The 15195-nt window shown below is 66.6% G+C and carries 11 protein-coding genes; 4 read left to right on the top strand and 7 right to left on the bottom strand.

Going from position 1 to position 15195, the window contains the following annotated elements; genetic code table 11:
* Positions 1–28 precede the first annotated feature (28 nt).
* The 7 genes from L3V18_RS07450 to L3V18_RS07420 form a co-directional block, all read right to left on the bottom strand.
* Complete coding sequence (locus L3V18_RS07450) at positions 29–505, bottom strand: helix-turn-helix transcriptional regulator (RefSeq protein WP_237054043.1); 477 nt, start codon at positions 503–505, stop codon at positions 29–31.
* 205 nt (positions 506–710) lie between these two features.
* On the bottom strand, positions 711–2162 hold the full coding sequence (locus L3V18_RS07445) for a condensation domain-containing protein (RefSeq protein WP_237054042.1): 1452 nt from the start codon (positions 2160–2162) through the stop codon (positions 711–713).
* Positions 2159–3136 (bottom strand): glycosyltransferase, encoded by a 978-nt coding sequence (locus tag L3V18_RS07440; RefSeq protein WP_237054041.1) that lies wholly within the window; start codon positions 3134–3136, stop codon positions 2159–2161. The genes L3V18_RS07445 and L3V18_RS07440 overlap by 4 nt, the downstream gene beginning before the upstream one ends.
* Complete coding sequence (locus L3V18_RS07435; protein WP_237054040.1) at positions 3133–4650, bottom strand: condensation domain-containing protein; 1518 nt, start codon at positions 4648–4650, stop codon at positions 3133–3135. Before L3V18_RS07435 ends, L3V18_RS07440 begins: the two co-directional genes overlap by 4 nt.
* A gap of 118 nt (positions 4651–4768) precedes the next feature.
* On the bottom strand, positions 4769–6088 hold the full coding sequence (locus L3V18_RS07430) for a glycosyltransferase (protein ID WP_237054039.1): 1320 nt from the start codon (positions 6086–6088) through the stop codon (positions 4769–4771).
* A 5-nt stretch (positions 6089–6093) separates the two neighbouring features.
* Positions 6094–10212 carry an amino acid adenylation domain-containing protein gene (locus L3V18_RS07425; protein ID WP_237054038.1) on the bottom strand — a complete coding sequence of 1373 codons (4119 nt, stop codon included), beginning with the start codon at positions 10210–10212 and terminating at the stop codon, positions 6094–6096.
* A gap of 1019 nt (positions 10213–11231) precedes the next feature.
* Complete coding sequence (locus L3V18_RS07420; protein WP_237054037.1) at positions 11232–11459, bottom strand: helix-turn-helix domain-containing protein; 228 nt, start codon at positions 11457–11459, stop codon at positions 11232–11234.
* A gap of 85 nt (positions 11460–11544) precedes the next feature.
* Between L3V18_RS07420 and L3V18_RS07415 the strand changes: the two genes are divergently transcribed.
* From L3V18_RS07415 to L3V18_RS07400, 4 genes are all read left to right on the top strand, one after another.
* Positions 11545–12357, top strand: a complete 813-nt coding sequence (locus L3V18_RS07415; RefSeq protein ID WP_237054036.1) for a hypothetical protein — start codon at positions 11545–11547, stop codon at positions 12355–12357.
* Positions 12358–12879: 522 nt separating this feature from the next.
* Complete coding sequence (locus L3V18_RS07410; protein ID WP_237054035.1) at positions 12880–13176, top strand: hypothetical protein; 297 nt, start codon at positions 12880–12882, stop codon at positions 13174–13176.
* 24 nt (positions 13177–13200) lie between these two features.
* Complete coding sequence (locus L3V18_RS07405; RefSeq protein WP_237054034.1) at positions 13201–14460, top strand: peptidoglycan-binding protein; 1260 nt, start codon at positions 13201–13203, stop codon at positions 14458–14460.
* 14 nt (positions 14461–14474) lie between these two features.
* Positions 14475–15017 carry a hypothetical protein gene (locus tag L3V18_RS07400; RefSeq protein WP_237054033.1) on the top strand — a complete coding sequence of 181 codons (543 nt, stop codon included), beginning with the start codon at positions 14475–14477 and terminating at the stop codon, positions 15015–15017.
* Positions 15018–15195: the final 178 nt, after the last annotated feature.

Genomic DNA, 15195 nt, shown 5'->3' with positions numbered 1-15195 from the left:
CGTACTCGGTGTGGATCGAGCCGTCATGCTAGGCCGGCTCCGTATCGGACGCTTCTCGATTCCTGACCGGTCGCGTCACCTGTCTCGCCACGCATGACGGCATGCCCGCGGTCGCGGCCGCCTCGCGCCGGTAGACGCTCGGGGGCACCCCGACCAGCTCGGTGAAGCGGGTGCTGAAGGTGCCCAGCGACGCGCAGCCGACCGCGAAGCAGACCTCGGTGACGCTGAGGTCGCCGCGGCGCAACAGGGCCATCGCCCGCTCGATCCGCCGGGTCATCAGGTAGCTGTAGGGCGACTCGCCGTAGGCAAGCTTGAACTGGCGGCTGAGATGCCCGGCCGACATGTGCACGCCGTGGGCCAGCGCCTCCACGTTCAGGGGCCGGGTGTATTCGCGGTCGATCCGGTCGCGGACGCGCCGCAGCCGGGCGAGGTCGCGCAGATGCGGTGCCGCGGGAGCCGGAGGGGTCATCCGCGCGAGCCTGCCACGCAGCATCGGTAGGCTCAAGGCCCGTTCATCCGGACGCGCCCGGCGCGGTTCCCGAGCGCGGGGATTGTCGGCCAGCGGTCCGGGTACGAGCCCCCATTCCTCGTGTCCGGGAATCCGGCCCGGGACGGGGGCGATGGGGTGATGGGGTACGGCGCCGGATCCGGTCAGCTCCAGCTGGCGCGAGCGTAATCCCGGCGGTCCGCTGCCGGGTCCTGGCTTGGCACTATCCCGCTTCGACCCCGCCGGGACCGGACCCGGTGCCGATCCGGTCGCGGACGGATTCCTCCTGAAACGTGGCCATGCCCTGACCGACATGCCGCTCCAGCAGGGTCATGAACGCATGTCCCAGCGCCTCGGCCCGGCGGCGGTCCAGGCACTTTTCGTCGCCGGTGTAGATGAAATGCAGCTGGCCGTGCAGCGAGAAGGCGATGAGGCCGAGGATACGTGTGGCGAATGAATGCACGTGCAGGCCGAAGCGTGTCACCCGGATGCGGGGGCGTGTGCCTGCGCTCGTGTCATCCGGCACGATGCCGTCGGGCCCACCGTCCTCAGGCACGACATCATCGAGCACGATGTTGCCGAGGTTGGAGAACGAGAACCGGTCCCAGTTGGCGTTGCGGCTCAGCGCATCTCCCAGACGTACGATCGAGCGGATCCTGCCGGCCGAAGGTGGCGTGAGCATCTCGCAGAACTGGTAACGGGCGGGGATCCCGGCCACATCCTGATCGACCTTCTGGCGGATCTCGCGGCTCATCTCGCGCGCCTGCGCCCAGAAATCCGTTGCCGGCGGCTGCCGCGCGTCGACCCTGAAGCTGCCGCCGCCGAAGAACAGCATGTCGCTTCTGAGAACGGAGAGGCGGCCGCGCCTGGCGTCGACCGGACACTCGATCCAGTCCGGTCCGTCCCGGCCAAGCACCGACTGCAGCGTTTCGCGCAACACCAGCAGCAGGGCGGCATGGACGGATACGCTCTCGATCCTGCACCGCTGCCTCAGCGCGGAAGACAGCATCTGGCTGGCCGACCATTCCAGGTGAATCTCGTGATGCTCGAGCGGTCGCCCGGACGGAGGCACGAGCGCGAGCAGCGCATTCACCGCGCCCGCTGCCAGTCTGCGTTTCCAGAGGCCGTTGCCACGACGGCCGCCGGCGTCGAGCTCGCCGATGATGTCGCGCGTGGTGATCGGCGCGTAGGGGACCAGCTCCGCATCGGAATGGAGCGCCTGCAACAGTTCCCTGACGATGGTCAGCAGGCTCATGCCATCGCAGATGCGGTGCTGCGCGGTGACCAGCAGTTCGCTCTCCGTGGCACCGGCGCCGTCCGCGGGCCTGAGCCAGGCCACCCGCAGCTGGGGCTGGTCGTCCGCGAACGGCGTCGTCACTTCGGCCTGGATTTCACGCCTGCGAAGCTCGTCCATCGCGGTACCGCCGGCGGAATGCGCGCCGGCCTTCGACGCGTCCATGTCGACCACGCGCAGCGGAATTTCCGGTGCCGCGTCCATCTCGTAGAAGCGTCTGCGGCCGGTCTCGCCGGTCAACATCCGCAGCGCGGGATGCTTGCGCTGCACCCGGGCCAGCGCCGGGCGCAGCCGCTCGGGCGTCAGAGGCCCCTCCAGTCCGACGACGTAGGTGATGTTGCCGTCGATCAGGTGCTCGATGGTGGACAGTTCCCTCCTCATGGCTGCTGCCCGGTGGCTTCCGATGCGTCGCGCTGGAGCGCGGTGCCGGGGTGGGCGCGGCCGGCGCAGAAGGCGAAGATCCGCGGATGCCGGATCTCGAACGGTCCCAGCCTGCCGAGCATGCCGTCCAGGTAGCCGCAACCGATGGCGACGAGCTTCCTGACCTTCCGGTCCTCGAACAGCGTCACGCAGAGCGCCTGGTGCAGGGCGAGCAGGCCCGGCAGCCAGTGCAGCGCCCACCTCGACCGGTACAGGCGCAGCGCATGCACCGCATTGCGCGCGCCGTAATAGCGCCGCCAGGCGGCGTGATGGGTGGTGAAGAGTCTGCCGTGACGCACGATGTGGCCGGTGGTCTGGCGCATCGTCACCGCGGCGTTCATGTACACCGGCACGTCCCGGCTGGATGCGCGCAGGCCGTACTCGATGTCGATGTACTCGATGAAGTAGTCCTCCCGGAAGGCACCCAGTTTCCGGTACGCGCCGGCGGACAGGGCCGTGCCGGAAGAGATGACGAACAGCGTCGGGAACAGTCCGTCGGTCTCATCGTCGATGCGCCTGGGCCTGGGGAAGCGCCGTCCGGGCGGGATCGCCGGCATGCATTTGCCGAGGTTGATCTCGTGGATCTTCGGGCCGAGCAGGAAGGTGTCGGTACCGAGACCGGAACAGGCCCGCATCATCCCGGAGAAGAAGGAGGCGTCGATCTCCGAATCCTGGTCCAGCAGGAAGATCACCTCGCAGCCCGTCGCAAGCAGGGCTTCGGCACCGCGGTTGTAGGCCCCCGCAAGCCCGCCTCGGTTGCGGTTGTCGATCACCGTCGTTCCGCCCTGGCGCAGGGCCTCGTGCAGGTGCAGGTCCGGTTCGGGCGAGTTGTCGACGGCGACGACGACCGGGCAGATCGCCCGCGCCTTGTGCAGGTTGCGGACGAACTCCGCGGATGGCTGATAGAGCACGAAGATCAGGCCGAAGGGCATCATGGGTTTGCCTCCGGCAACGGATCGGCCGACTCCATCGGGGCCGGGCCTGCGCGGTCGGCGTGTTCGCGACGCGCGTGCGGAAGAGCGTCCGCGACGGCCGGCGGTTGCCGTGGCGGGAGTCCGTCCGGGGCGCGCGGATCGCTGCGTGCGCCCCGCGCGGAAAACCCATGGTTGCGATGGCCGGTTTCGCGGACGACGGGTGCGGGGTGCTCCGCCGTCCGGGTGCCCGGCTGCGGACGACTCAGGGCGGCATGCAATGCGGCCATCGCGCCGTCCCTGACGGTCCGCGCCTGCTCGACCGGCAGCGACCGGTCATCCGAGGTCAGCGCGAAGTCGAGGGCGCCGTCGAATCCGCACATCGTGACCAGGTTGGCCGGCGTCGGGGCCAGCATCGCGGTCGGGCTGTGGACCGCTTCGAGGTGGAAGTCGCCGTGGTCCTGCTTCAGGTCGAGACGCCCGAGCCAGGACAACGTGACGTCGTCTCCGGATGGCCTGGATTGTCCGTAGGCGATGAGCCGGTCGAACACCGCATGCAGGCGTTCCATGCCCACCAGATTCTCGTGGACCCGGGGTCCCAGACGGTCGATCCTGTCGTCCATGTCCGCCTTGAGGGTCCGCGCCAGCGCCCAGAACTCCGTGTCGGACGGCAGGCCGGCACGTGGCGCACGCGGCGACAGGACGATGGTCGGCGCCATCGCGAACAGGCCGTCGGCATCCAGTGCCGGCAGGAACCGGCGCACGTCCACCGGCACCGCGAACCTGCGTCCGCCACGCCCGTCGGCGATCGCGTCGAAGCCGGCCACGAACGCGGCACAAAGCGCGCTGAACATCGTCACCCGCTCCGCTTTGCAACGTTTCGCCAGAGACTGCGTGGCCGCACGGTCGAGCGACCAGCCGATCGCGTAGACCCCGCCATAGGTCAATGCCGGACGGGGGCGCCGGCAGCGGATGAACAAGGCGAACAGGGCGGCTTTCCAGCGCGTGCGCCAGCGCAGGCGTGCATTGCGCCTCACGGCTTCGGGCAGGATCTCCTCGAGGGGCTGGAGCGACGTCCGGGTGCCGATGTCCTGATCGGGGCGTCCGCACAGCAGCAGGATGTCGCGCAGCAGGACGATGATCGACCTGCCATCGCAGATGCAGTGATGACAGACCAGCAGCAGCTCGCTGGTTTCCGCGCCGCGAAGCCAGGTCACCCTGATCAGCGGAAGGTCGGCATCGAACGGCTGTTTCCATTCGTTGCGGCTCTCGTGCCGCCAGTGTTCGTCGCCGGTGCGCTCGACGATCCGCAACGGCACCGGCGCGGGCCGTTCCTGCAGTTGGAACCAGGGCCGATCGTCGCGCCCTCCGCCATCTCCGGGGACGACCCGGCAACGCAGCAGCGGGTGCCGGGCCTGCACCCGTGCCAGTGCATCGCGCAGGCGTTCCTCGCGCAGCCGTCCGCGGATCCTGGCCGGGAACACGATCGCGACCGGAGTCCGCCCGCCCAGGTACATCCCGCGTTCGAACAGGGTCATTGGACGCTTCATCGCCCATCGCTCCCGACGGGGCGTCGATCCGTTCCGATCGGCAACTGCTCGCCGAAGCCCTGCCCAGGCAGCAGACGCATCTTGCCGGCATGAAGGAAACGGCGGCTCATGCCGTACTCCTCAACGGTTCGACCGGAGCTTCCGCTGTCGCCGACGGTCGCAGCAGTCCCCAGTCCTGCAGGCAACGTACCGCGGCACCCGCCCCGTCTTCGGCGCGTACCCGCGCACCGAGCGCCGCCGCGGCCCGGCGCAGCTGCGGCGTCGCGTCCAGCGCGGCCGCGAGGTCCCCGGCACGCAGCTTGCGCCGGTCCAGCGCCGCCGGGGCGACGCCGATGCGCTGCAGGCATCGCGCCCAGAACGGCTGGTCGCCATAGAACGGCACGATCACCGACGGAATGCCGGCGCGCACCGCGGCCGCGGTGGTGCCGGCGCCGCCATGGTGCACGGCCGCCGACATGCGCGGGAACAACCAGTCGTGTGGGGCCTGGCGAATGAAGAAGCTGCGGTCGTCGTGCGCGCCTTCGGCATGATCCAGGCCGCCCCAGCCGGTCGCCAGCACGGCGCGCTGCCCGCTTCGGCGCAGCCCTTCGAGCACCGTGTCGGTGAATGCCACGGCTTCGCTGGTGACCATGCTGCCGAAGCCGATGTAGACGGGCTTCGGTCCGGCGTCGAGGAAGCGCCGCAGGTCGTCGGACGGCTGCCAGTGCGGCTGGTCGTGGAACCAGTAGCCGGCCACCTGCGCCGATTCGGGCCAGTCGGCCGGACGCGGCAGCACGTGGCGGCTGAAGCCGTAGACGACCCGGTTGGCTTCGCCGCCGTCGTGGAAGTACGGCCCGTACCAGGGATGGCGGCGCAGGCCCAGTCGCGGACGCACGATGTCGTTGATCGCCGGCCGCATCACGTACCAGACCAGCAGGCGCAGCAGGTGGTAGGCGCCCATGTTCAGGGCCGGCGGCAGCTTGCGCCCCGAGCCCGCGAGCACCATCGGCGGCAGGATCCGCGAAGGCGTCAGCGGCTGCAGCTGCGCCCCGACGAAGGGCAGCCCGCGCGCCTCGGCCAGCGACTTGGCCAGCAGCGTGCTGTTGCCGACACCGATCAGAAGACCGGCATCCTCGCTGGCCTGCTGTCCCTCGTCCACCCAGTGCTTCGCCCACCCGGCGAACGTCTCGCGGAACACGCGAGCCATCGCCCGGGTGTCGAGGCCCCGGTCGGCGATGCTGCGATCCGCCTCCAGCAGCGCCTGGAAATTGCTGGTCAACCGGAAGAATTCCAGCCCGGCGTCCTGGACCAGCCCGGCGAAGTTGTCGCTGGTGGCGATGCGTACCGGATGGCCGGCGTCCTGAAGGCGACGGCCGAGGGCCACGCAGGGCCTGATGTCGCCCTGCGTACCGATGGTGAAGATCGCGATCGGCTTGCGTACGGTCATCGCAATCAGCCGCCGATCGTCAGCAGGGTTTCCGCCGCCGCCGCCGCCGGCCGCAGTCCGGACGCGGCCGGCGTCCGCACCGATGTCGGGTCGTCGGACCGGCGCAACCCGTCGAGCCTCTCCTGCAGTATCCGGCCGATCTGCGCCGCGGCAGCGGGTTCCAGCATCGACTGGTGGTCGCTGTCGATCTCGTCCAGGGTCACCTCGCCATCGAAATGGGAATGCCACGCCGTCGGGTGGTAGTGCATCAAACCTTCCAGGTCGACGCTGGCCTGGCGTGCCGCGCGGAAGAACAGCAGATCGCTGCGGATCCGTCCGGGCGCGCTGCGTCCGGGAACGTAGCGGCGGGCCAGGCGCAGGTGGTTGCGGGTCACCATGGCCACGTGCTCGATCAACCGCGGCTCTCGCTTCATGATCTCCTGCACCAGCGGCAGCGAGAGCACGTCGTACTCGCGGCACAGCCAGTCGGCCAGCGCGTCCATGGTCGCGGGCGGGTGGTCCCCGGTCTTGCGGTGGAAGCCGAGGAAGCGCAGTGCGGCCCGTACCTCGCCGGCTTCCGTCGATGGATCGCGATCGGTGTGCTCGCGCTCCGGGGAGAACGGATATGCATCCATCATGGCCAGCAGTTCCACCTGTTCGCCGCTTGCCTGCAACCGCGCGGCGATGCCGTGGCCGATCAGTCCGCCGAGCGACCATCCGAGCAGCCGGTATGGCCCCTTCGGCTGTACGGTGCGCATGCGTTCGATGCAGTCGGCGGCGATCTCTTCCACGCTGGCGGGCAATGCGCCGTCGCCACGCAGGCCGCGCGCCTGCAGCCCGTACACCGGCAGCCCCGGGTCCAGATGGCGCAGCAACGCGGTGTATGCCCAGCCCAGGCCGACCACGGGATGGATGCAGAACAGCGGACGCTGCCGTTCCCCGCCTGTCGCCCGCAGCGGCAGCAGCGCCGCCAGCGGATCGCTGCCGGCGGCATCTCGCGAATCGGCGCTCTGCAGGCTGGCCGCGAGCCCCGCGATGGTGGAGGCCTCGAACACGCTGGCCAGCGGCAGTTCCATCGAGAGGTACTCCGGGAACCGGGCGATCATCTCGGCGGCGCTCAGCGAATCGCCGCCCAGCTCGAAGAAGTTGTCGTGGACGCCGACCCGTTCCAGCCTCAGGACCTCCCGCCACAGCGCCGCGAGCTTCTTCTCCAGCGCGGTCGCGGGCTCGGTGTAGGGAGCGCGGCTGCGGTGCTCGGGCACCGGCAACGCCTTGCGGTCGAGCTTGCCGCTGGATGTCAGCGGCAGGCGCTCCAGCCACATGAAGCTCGATGGAATCATCGCTTCTGGCAAACGTCGCGCCAGCTCGCCGCGGACGGCGGCGAAGTCGGGCCGGTCGTCCCCGACCGGCACCAGGTAGGCGGCGAGCGCCGTGCCGTTCTCCGCGTCGCGATGCGCGGCGACGGCCGCGGCGGCGACCGCCGTGCACGCCAGGAGCTGGTGCTCGATCTCGGCCAGCTCGACGCGATGGCCGCGTATCTTCACCTGGTCGTCGACGCGGCCGATGAACTCGAGCACGCCGCCTTCCAGCCAGCGGACCCGGTCGCCGGTCCGGTACATGCGGCTGCCGTCGGCGGCGAAGGGGTCGTCGAGAAAGCGTTCGGCGTTCAGCTGCGGACGGCGCAGGTAGCCCTTCGCCACGCCGGCGCCGCCGATGTACAGCTCGCCGATCGCGCCCGTGACGACCGGCTGCCGGTTGCCGTCGAGCACGTAGAGGCGGGTGTTCAGGATCGGCCGGCCGATCGGAGGCGCGTGCGCACCTGCTCCGTCCGGAGTCGCGGCCTCGTCCAGGTCGAAAGCGGTCGACCACACGGTCGTCTCGGTGGGTCCGTAGAACTGGGTGACGCGCGCCGCGCGCCGCTTCAGCTCGGCGGCCAGCGCGGCGCCCAATGCCTCGCCACCGACCAGCGCATGGACGCCGTCGAGCCGTGCTTCCCGGCTGGCGAGCAGCACCCGCCAGAGCGAAGGCGTGGCCTGCACATGGGTGATGCCGCGTTCGCCGATCAGGCGCGCGAGTCGCGGTGGGTCGTGCGCGACTCCGGCGCCGGCAATCACCACCCGCGCGCCCGTCACCAGCGGCAGGAAAAGTTCGAGCGCGGCGATGTCGAAGGACACCGTGGTGAGGGCCAGGAAGCGGTCGCTCCGTTCCGGCTCGAGGACGGCCTGCATGCCCTGCAGGAAGTTGCCGAGGTTGCGGTGCGTCACTTCCACGCCCTTGGGGCGTCCGGTGGAGCCGGAGGTGTAGAGCACGTAGGCGGTCGCCTCCGGCGAGGAGAGGTCGGGCTCCTTCGGCAGGTCCGCGACCCTTCCGTCTTCCTCCGGGGACAGCAGCAACAGGCCGCCGCCCGCATGGCGCGGATGCCGTTCGGGCAGCGCGATCATCGCCACCGGCTCGGCATCCTCGAGCATCATCGCGGCCCGCTCGGCGGGACCGTCCGGATCGATCGGCAGGTAGGCCGCACCGCTGCGCATGATCGCCAGCAACGCGATCAGCAACTGCTCGCCGCGCGGCAGTGCGACCGCGACGATGTCGCCGGGCCCCACGCCTTCGGCGATCAGCCGGCGCGCCTGGCGGACGCTGCGCTCATGCAGCTCGCGGTACGTCAACACGGCGTCGCCGGAGACGACGGCGACCGCCTCCGGGGTCGTGGCCGCCCGCCGCCCGACCCGCTGCGGCAGACTGGTTTCCTCCAGCGGAGCGGCGGTGTCGTTGAAATCGATCAGCAGGCGCCTGCGCTCGGCATCGCCCAGGATGTCGATCCGGTCCAGCGGCTGCCCGGGATCGGCCAGCACCGCGTCGATCAGCCGCATCAATCGGCGGCGGTGCTCGTCGAGCTCGGCCATCGGATAGAGCGACGGGCTGGCATCGAAGTAGATGCACGGGTCGCTGTCGTTGCCGCGATCGAAGACGAAGACGGTGAGATCTTCCTGCGAGCCGTTGGAGAGGTTGTGCGAAGTCGCCCCGGCGCCGCCGAAATCCAGCTGGTAGTCGAAGGGCTCGATGTTGACGCCCAGGCGGGCGATGTGCCGGTCCTGGCCGATCAGCCCCAGATCCCGGCGCAGGTCCTCGTAGCGGTACTGCTGGTGACGCAGCGCCTGCTTCACGACCTTCGAAACCTGCGCGAACAGCCCGGCCGCGGTCGACTCCGGCGTGAACGAAAGGCGGATCGTCACCGCGTTGGCGACCATGCCGGGCGAAGCGCGCAGGGCGGCGCCGACCCGCCCGGACACCGGCATGCCGAATACCAGATCGTCGGCGCCGGTCGCACGATGGAAGTAGGCGGCGATCAAGGCGATCATCACCTGCGGCAGGCTGGCCGAATGCCGTCGGCCCAGTTCGTCCAGTTGCCGGGCCTGCGCGATCGGCAGATAGCCGATGCTGTGGCGCAGGCCGCCCTCGTTGCTGCGGACGCCGCGCGCCAGGGTCACCGCTTCCGGCAGTTCGGCGAGCTGCTCCAGCCAGTATTCGCGGTCGCGCTGGAACCGCTTCGATTCGCGATACGCCGCCTCCGCCTCGACAAGCGCCGCCAGCGAACCGAACCCGCACGGTTCCGGTTCGCGTCCGGCGACATAGGCCGAGTACAGCTGCGCCACGCGCCGGACCACCATGCCGCCGCTGTAGCCGTCGTACACCACGTGATGCGCGCGCTGATACCAGAAGTAGCGGTCCTCGGCGGCCTTGAACAATGCCGCGACCCATAGCGGATCGCGCGCCAGGTCGACCGGCCGGACCAGCTCGGCGCGCATCCACGCCTCGGCCGCCGCGCGGGGATCGGTCTCGGCGCTGACATCGATGAAGGGAAAGGTGTCGTCGTGGAGCAGCTCGTCGTCGGACGGGCCGTCGTGGGCGGGCCGGACGATCTGCCGCGGCTTGCCCTCCTCCTCGATCACCTGCACGCGCAGCGTTTCGGCTTCGCGGACCACCTGGTGCAGCGCACGCCGGAACTGCACGGGGTCGATCGGGCCGGATATCTCGATCGCCTCGGCGATGTTGAGCGTGGCGTCGGCCGAAGCGATCTTCTGGCCGACCCACAGTCCGCGCTGGGCGACGGTCAGGGGCAGCGAAACCCGGGATGACTCGTTCATCGAAGTTCCTTTTCGTGGGGGCGGGAGCAACGTGTTCCGTATGTCGCGCCGGTCCTCACCTCATCCTTGTGCGAGAAGTCCGCCTTGCTGGTTTTCGTGAGTCGGGGTCGGGTTTTTTCGCGGCTTCCGGTGGTTCCTGGAGAGTGAGGTCGAGTGGCGCGGCAGCGGCCGTCGACGTAGGTATGTCAGCGCGTCGGTGACATGTCCACCGCACGTCGAACGTTGCGTGGGCAAAATCACGCTTTGGGTTCCGATGTCTACGCGTGGTGAAGGGATTCCGGTGAAGATCGCGTCAACGCGATGTCAATGCGAGAGGTTGATTGCATCGAGCGAAGACATGTTCTTCAGGCGCCTTCTTCAGGCGCCGACGATCCGAACCGCGATCGCGCCTCGGCCTGGCGTCACCGGATCGAATGAACGAGCCGCTCGTTTGCTTTGCCTTTCGGCGGGAGTCGCGGTCGGAACTCATCCGGCTTCGGCATTCATGCAGGCATGCGCCGCGCTGCATCGACGCCGGGCATCGGTGCGGGATGTCGCGAGGCGGACGCCCTGCGATCGAGCCGCTCCCGGCACGGCCGGACGGGCCGGGGAGGCCAGACCGCCGGCCGTGCCTTCACGCGACGCGGGATTCCGGCTCCGCCCCGCCCCTCGGTGGCCGAACCTGTCGAGGCAGGCTAACCATGTCAGGGACGCCTGCGCGATCGGTAAGTGATTGATTATCTACCGGAAATATTCCTGTTTGAGCTCAAGGCTCAGCTGATGAAAGCGCGGCTCTGACATGGCTAGTCGACTCTTTTCGGGTCGCTGACAGGGATAACTGTGCCAGTTGGTGCAGGAACCTATGCAGCGCGTTCTGCTTGGTCAAGAGCGCGTAGTCAGGAACGCCAGATTGTGCCCTTGGGGAAATTGGCTAACAGCCTGTTGGACAATTTCGGCATCTTGCCTTGGCCGAAGCCTGAAAGAGGATCCAATTGGGCAACAGCTTGTTGCCAAATTACCCTGACGCGGGTGTTGCGGGGCTACGGCCTGCCCTCGGCCTCCTTGAGGACTTCCCAGATCGGGATTTCCAGGCCTTCACAGACCCGCTCCAGGGTATCCAGTTGCAGGTTCTTCTCCCCGCGCTCGATCGCGCTGTAGTAAGTGCGATGCATGCCGATCGCGTCGGCATAGCTCTCCTGGCTGTAACCCAGCGCCTCCCGGCGTTTGCGGAAGGCCATGCCCAGGCGCTGAGGAAGGGTGGCGGTCATGGCCGTCACCCTAGAAATCCGGCAGCTAAAGCTCTACAGTCTTATAGGTAGTCTACTTATAGATTCCATAAGCATGAAAGGACGCATGACGACCCTCATGTGGCGCAGGATCGCTCCCGGACTGGTCCTGCTGAGCCTCGTACTGGGAATGCTCCCGGCAAGCGGGCTGGCGAAGGAAAGAGGCCGTACTGTCCCGGTCGATCCGTCGATCGAGATGGAGATCACCAGCGATGGGCTGACCCTGCGTCCAGCCAACCCCCTGCGAACCGGGGAGTTCTGGATCGTGCCTGCCGGCACCCATCGGGTGGCCCGGGAGGCGCAGATCGATGGGCGACGCTACGCTTTGATCCCCTTGATTCTGGAGAACAAGGCCGAGCGTCGGCCTTTCTACGCCTACGTCCGCGGGTACAGGTGCGACACGCGAGTGCGTCACTATGCGGCTGTCGATGTCGAAACCTTCGAACTCCAACCCAAAACTTGGCTCGCCAGCGACGAACCCTGCGACTCGGTCGACTACTGGGACAAGGGATTCCGCGTCCCAGAACAGCAGCAGCCGGTCAAGTTCACGATCCGGCAGCAGTCGGTTGCCGAGGCCAATGCCCGTAGAGCCCTGGCGGGGAGGCAGGCGCAGGAAGCTCAACTGGAGCAAAAAAGGGTCAAAGCCCGCGCCAACGCCGAGAGCGCCCCCGCCAAGCGGCAGATCGGGGCCAGCCTGTGCACGGTCCGCCATGGATTGGGATACGCCGGCTACACCGAACAGGCGAACGAGCAGACGGGACGGATTAGGATCCGCATCGTTCGCAACTTCAACCCGGCGAACGGTCAGTTCCTGCTACAACGACCACTGGAAGAAAGCGTCTGGGAGCATCCAGACAACTGGAATCTGTGTGACTTCTGACGACCTGTGCCCTCAGGAGTCGCAGGTCACCATCCAGCTTCGCCACAGTGACAGGGCAGTTTCATGGACGCCGAGCCATTATCCGACGCCACATAGGAAAATTCCTACCCGAAGCGTGTAGGACCAGAGTCAATATTTGGCTAGACTCCGAGATACCTGAAAGGACGAACAGGACACCCAATGGCTGCGAGCCCTCACCGATCCGCCCTCCATTGGCATAGCGGTACGGCACAACCCGTACCACGATCCGCTCGCTGCCGACGAATCCCGAATAGGCGTGTAGCCCTGCTTGCGGGGCTGCTGGCTCTCTCCCTGAGTGGCCTTGGATGCGCTCGGAATGTCAGGCCGCCGGCACCCGCAGAGACTCCCGCCGCTCCCCTTGCCTCACAGAGTCAGCCGGTTGCGCTGCCCACTGTGCTGCATGGAGTCTGGTATCAAGATGATGCTACGGGTCGTGCGCAATGCGACAGATATCGTGCGCTCCCTGAAGACATCGGCGAAACCGATGATGGGTGGATATCGATGGTCGGAAGCATTGTGATCACGCCGAGGCTGATCCACGAATATTCCGAGTATGGCGAGGGCAACTTCAACGCCGTCAGGGAAATTGCAAGCCTGGGCGATGGCTCCTGGCGGGTAGAAGTACAAGTCGGCATTGACTCAATACCAGCAGATGACACGGGGATTGAAGTTGAAGCGTACCTATTGGAGCTTCAGCAAGAGCGACTGAGTTGGGAGCCGTACAAAGCCGCCGAAGAGCGCACATCAAGCTACTTCAGGTGCGGAGACGTGCGAACCGACCTGTATAAGGTCGAATAGGGAAGGAAACCGCGAGGTACTGCCATGACTGACGATCAAGCCCCATCAACTTATCGCATCATCCAGTTGGGTCCACCAAGGCCTCCGAATGGCCTGCAGAGCAATGAGCCGGTAACGGATTTCGACAGCCTTGCAACACATCACCCCGGAGCGAACCGTGATGCGAGGATGCAAGATGGCGTGATCATCAACGGCCAGCCACGACGTGCGCATGCCTATATCGGCGGCGAGCTTCAAGAGATCGAAGTGGCGCGGGATGGGAGAACATTTGGCCTGAATCCAGACCAAGTTCTATTGAAAAAGGACTTCATCCTGGAAGATCCGAACCATCCATCCATGTCCCGGGCGGCGCGAGCCGTCGACGTGCCTTCACCTGTTTCTGGTTATATCGGCCGTGTGAGCGAGCGTGAAGGCTTGGTCGACATCCTTGATCGCCAAGGCGGGGATGTAGTAGCTCGTATCCGTCACATGAATCCAATTGCGGTTTCGGAAGGGCAGACCGTCGAATACGGAGATGCGCTTGGAACGCAAGGTAGACAACAGACGGGCGCCGTGCATGTTCACATGGAGATGGATACCCGCTATTACCAGCAGTTTGAGAACTACGTGTCGGACCTAGTCAGCGGACGATTGCCAGTAGAAGCAGAGCACCGCGAGAACGTCGAACCGCAACAAGTGGTCGGTGATGGCACCTTCCGCCTGGGCGAAACCAACCAGCGCATCCGCGATCTTCAACGGGTAATGGCGAACGAAGGCTATCAGGCCGTTGGCGGAAGACCTCTCGATCAAGATGGGGTCTATCGCGTCAGCATGCAGGGCGCTTTGCTCGACTTTCAGCGCGAACACGGCATCCCGCAGACTGGAGATATCGACCCTGCGACGCTGCATTTCGCCCCGCTTGCCCACTCGCGGGAGGTCGATCGTCAGGACCATTTCATGCAGGGCCAACCGATGCCTCCCGCTGCGCCGGAGCGTCCTCCCGCTCCAGGCCATCCAGATCACCCCGATCATCGCTCTGGCTTGCCACAGGAGTTGGAACAACCGATCAACCGGCACAGCCAACGAACAGGAAGTACGGGTGATCCACAACTGGATCGCCTCGCCGATGCGCTGTATGCCGATAACGACGACGAAATATCCCGGGTTTGTGCCGAGATCGAACAGTCACCCGACGTACAAGCCATGGTCCAACAGGGGCATGAGATGCTCGCGGCTCAGGAGCGGGAGCGTCAGCAACAGGAAGTGGCCAGGCAAAATCAGGGCCACGTGCTCTCTCTCGGCTGATCATTGGAAAATCCATGTCCGGCAACGAGCAAATGAAGGAAGTGACCCGATTGCTGTCTGCACTGGTCGCCAAGTTCGAGCAGCGCGAGGCGCGAATGCAGGCGGCGATCGATCAGAAGCTGCAGACGCTGCAGAACGAAGTCGCCCAGGTAGATCAGCGGGTGAACGGCATTGTCAGTGGCGCTCGGACAAGAATCACCGAAGAAGCCAAGGCGGCCTTCGCGCCAATGGCGGATGAGTACAACCGTGCCGTTTCGACCACCTCGCTGCAGTTGCGAGGCGCCAGCAAAACCGTATGGACCTGGTACAGCGGTATCGCTGTCCTTGCCATATTGATTCTGGTCGTGGGCTGGGCAGTGTTGGGCTACTACCGCCGAGAGCTTGCTGCTACCAAAGAGGAGCTTCAGCGTTACGAGAACGCCGTACCCGTTGTGCAGGCGTTTGTTGCCTCGGATGCGATCGTGTGCGATGGCCGAATCTGCATCAACGCAGACCCCAACGGGCGGCCGCAGGGCGACAAGCGTCAGTACCGGCAAGCGAGGCCACGGCCGCAGTGATCCAGAGGGGGTCCCCGAGCATGAGGCTTTGGTAGCTATGGAATCTTATCGAGAGAAGATAAGATAAACACATCCTGAACACCAGGAGGCTTCGCGCTCCTGCCTTCATTGCAATGGAGCGTACCTGTTGCCTTCGCGCGAAGGCGAAATTGAGTGACTGGGGCAATACTCGAACGTG

Origin of the sequence: Marilutibacter chinensis (assembly GCF_021725675.1) — a bacterium.
In the GTDB taxonomy this organism is placed as follows: domain Bacteria; phylum Pseudomonadota; class Gammaproteobacteria; order Xanthomonadales; family Xanthomonadaceae; genus Marilutibacter; species Marilutibacter chinensis.
Note: the sequence above shows the minus strand (reverse complement) of the source record. Positions and strands in the feature narration are given on the sequence as shown.

Coding starts and splice junctions, on each gene's coding strand:
- L3V18_RS07425 (WP_237054038.1), bottom strand. CDS start 10,212: ATGAACGAGTCATCCCGGGTTTCGCTGCCCCTGACCGTCGCCCAGCGC.
- L3V18_RS07405 (WP_237054034.1), top strand. CDS start 13,201: ATGACTGACGATCAAGCCCCATCAACTTATCGCATCATCCAGTTGGGT.
- L3V18_RS07420 (WP_237054037.1), bottom strand. CDS start 11,459: ATGACCGCCACCCTTCCTCAGCGCCTGGGCATGGCCTTCCGCAAACGC.
- L3V18_RS07410 (WP_237054035.1), top strand. CDS start 12,880: ATGGTCGGAAGCATTGTGATCACGCCGAGGCTGATCCACGAATATTCC.
- L3V18_RS07435 (WP_237054040.1), bottom strand. CDS start 4,650: ATGACCCTGTTCGAACGCGGGATGTACCTGGGCGGGCGGACTCCGGTC.
- L3V18_RS07440 (WP_237054041.1), bottom strand. CDS start 3,136: ATGATGCCCTTCGGCCTGATCTTCGTGCTCTATCAGCCATCCGCGGAG.
- L3V18_RS07400 (WP_237054033.1), top strand. CDS start 14,475: ATGTCCGGCAACGAGCAAATGAAGGAAGTGACCCGATTGCTGTCTGCA.
- L3V18_RS07445 (WP_237054042.1), bottom strand. CDS start 2,162: ATGAGGAGGGAACTGTCCACCATCGAGCACCTGATCGACGGCAACATC.
- L3V18_RS07415 (WP_237054036.1), top strand. CDS start 11,545: ATGACGACCCTCATGTGGCGCAGGATCGCTCCCGGACTGGTCCTGCTG.
- L3V18_RS07430 (WP_237054039.1), bottom strand. CDS start 6,088: ATGACCGTACGCAAGCCGATCGCGATCTTCACCATCGGTACGCAGGGC.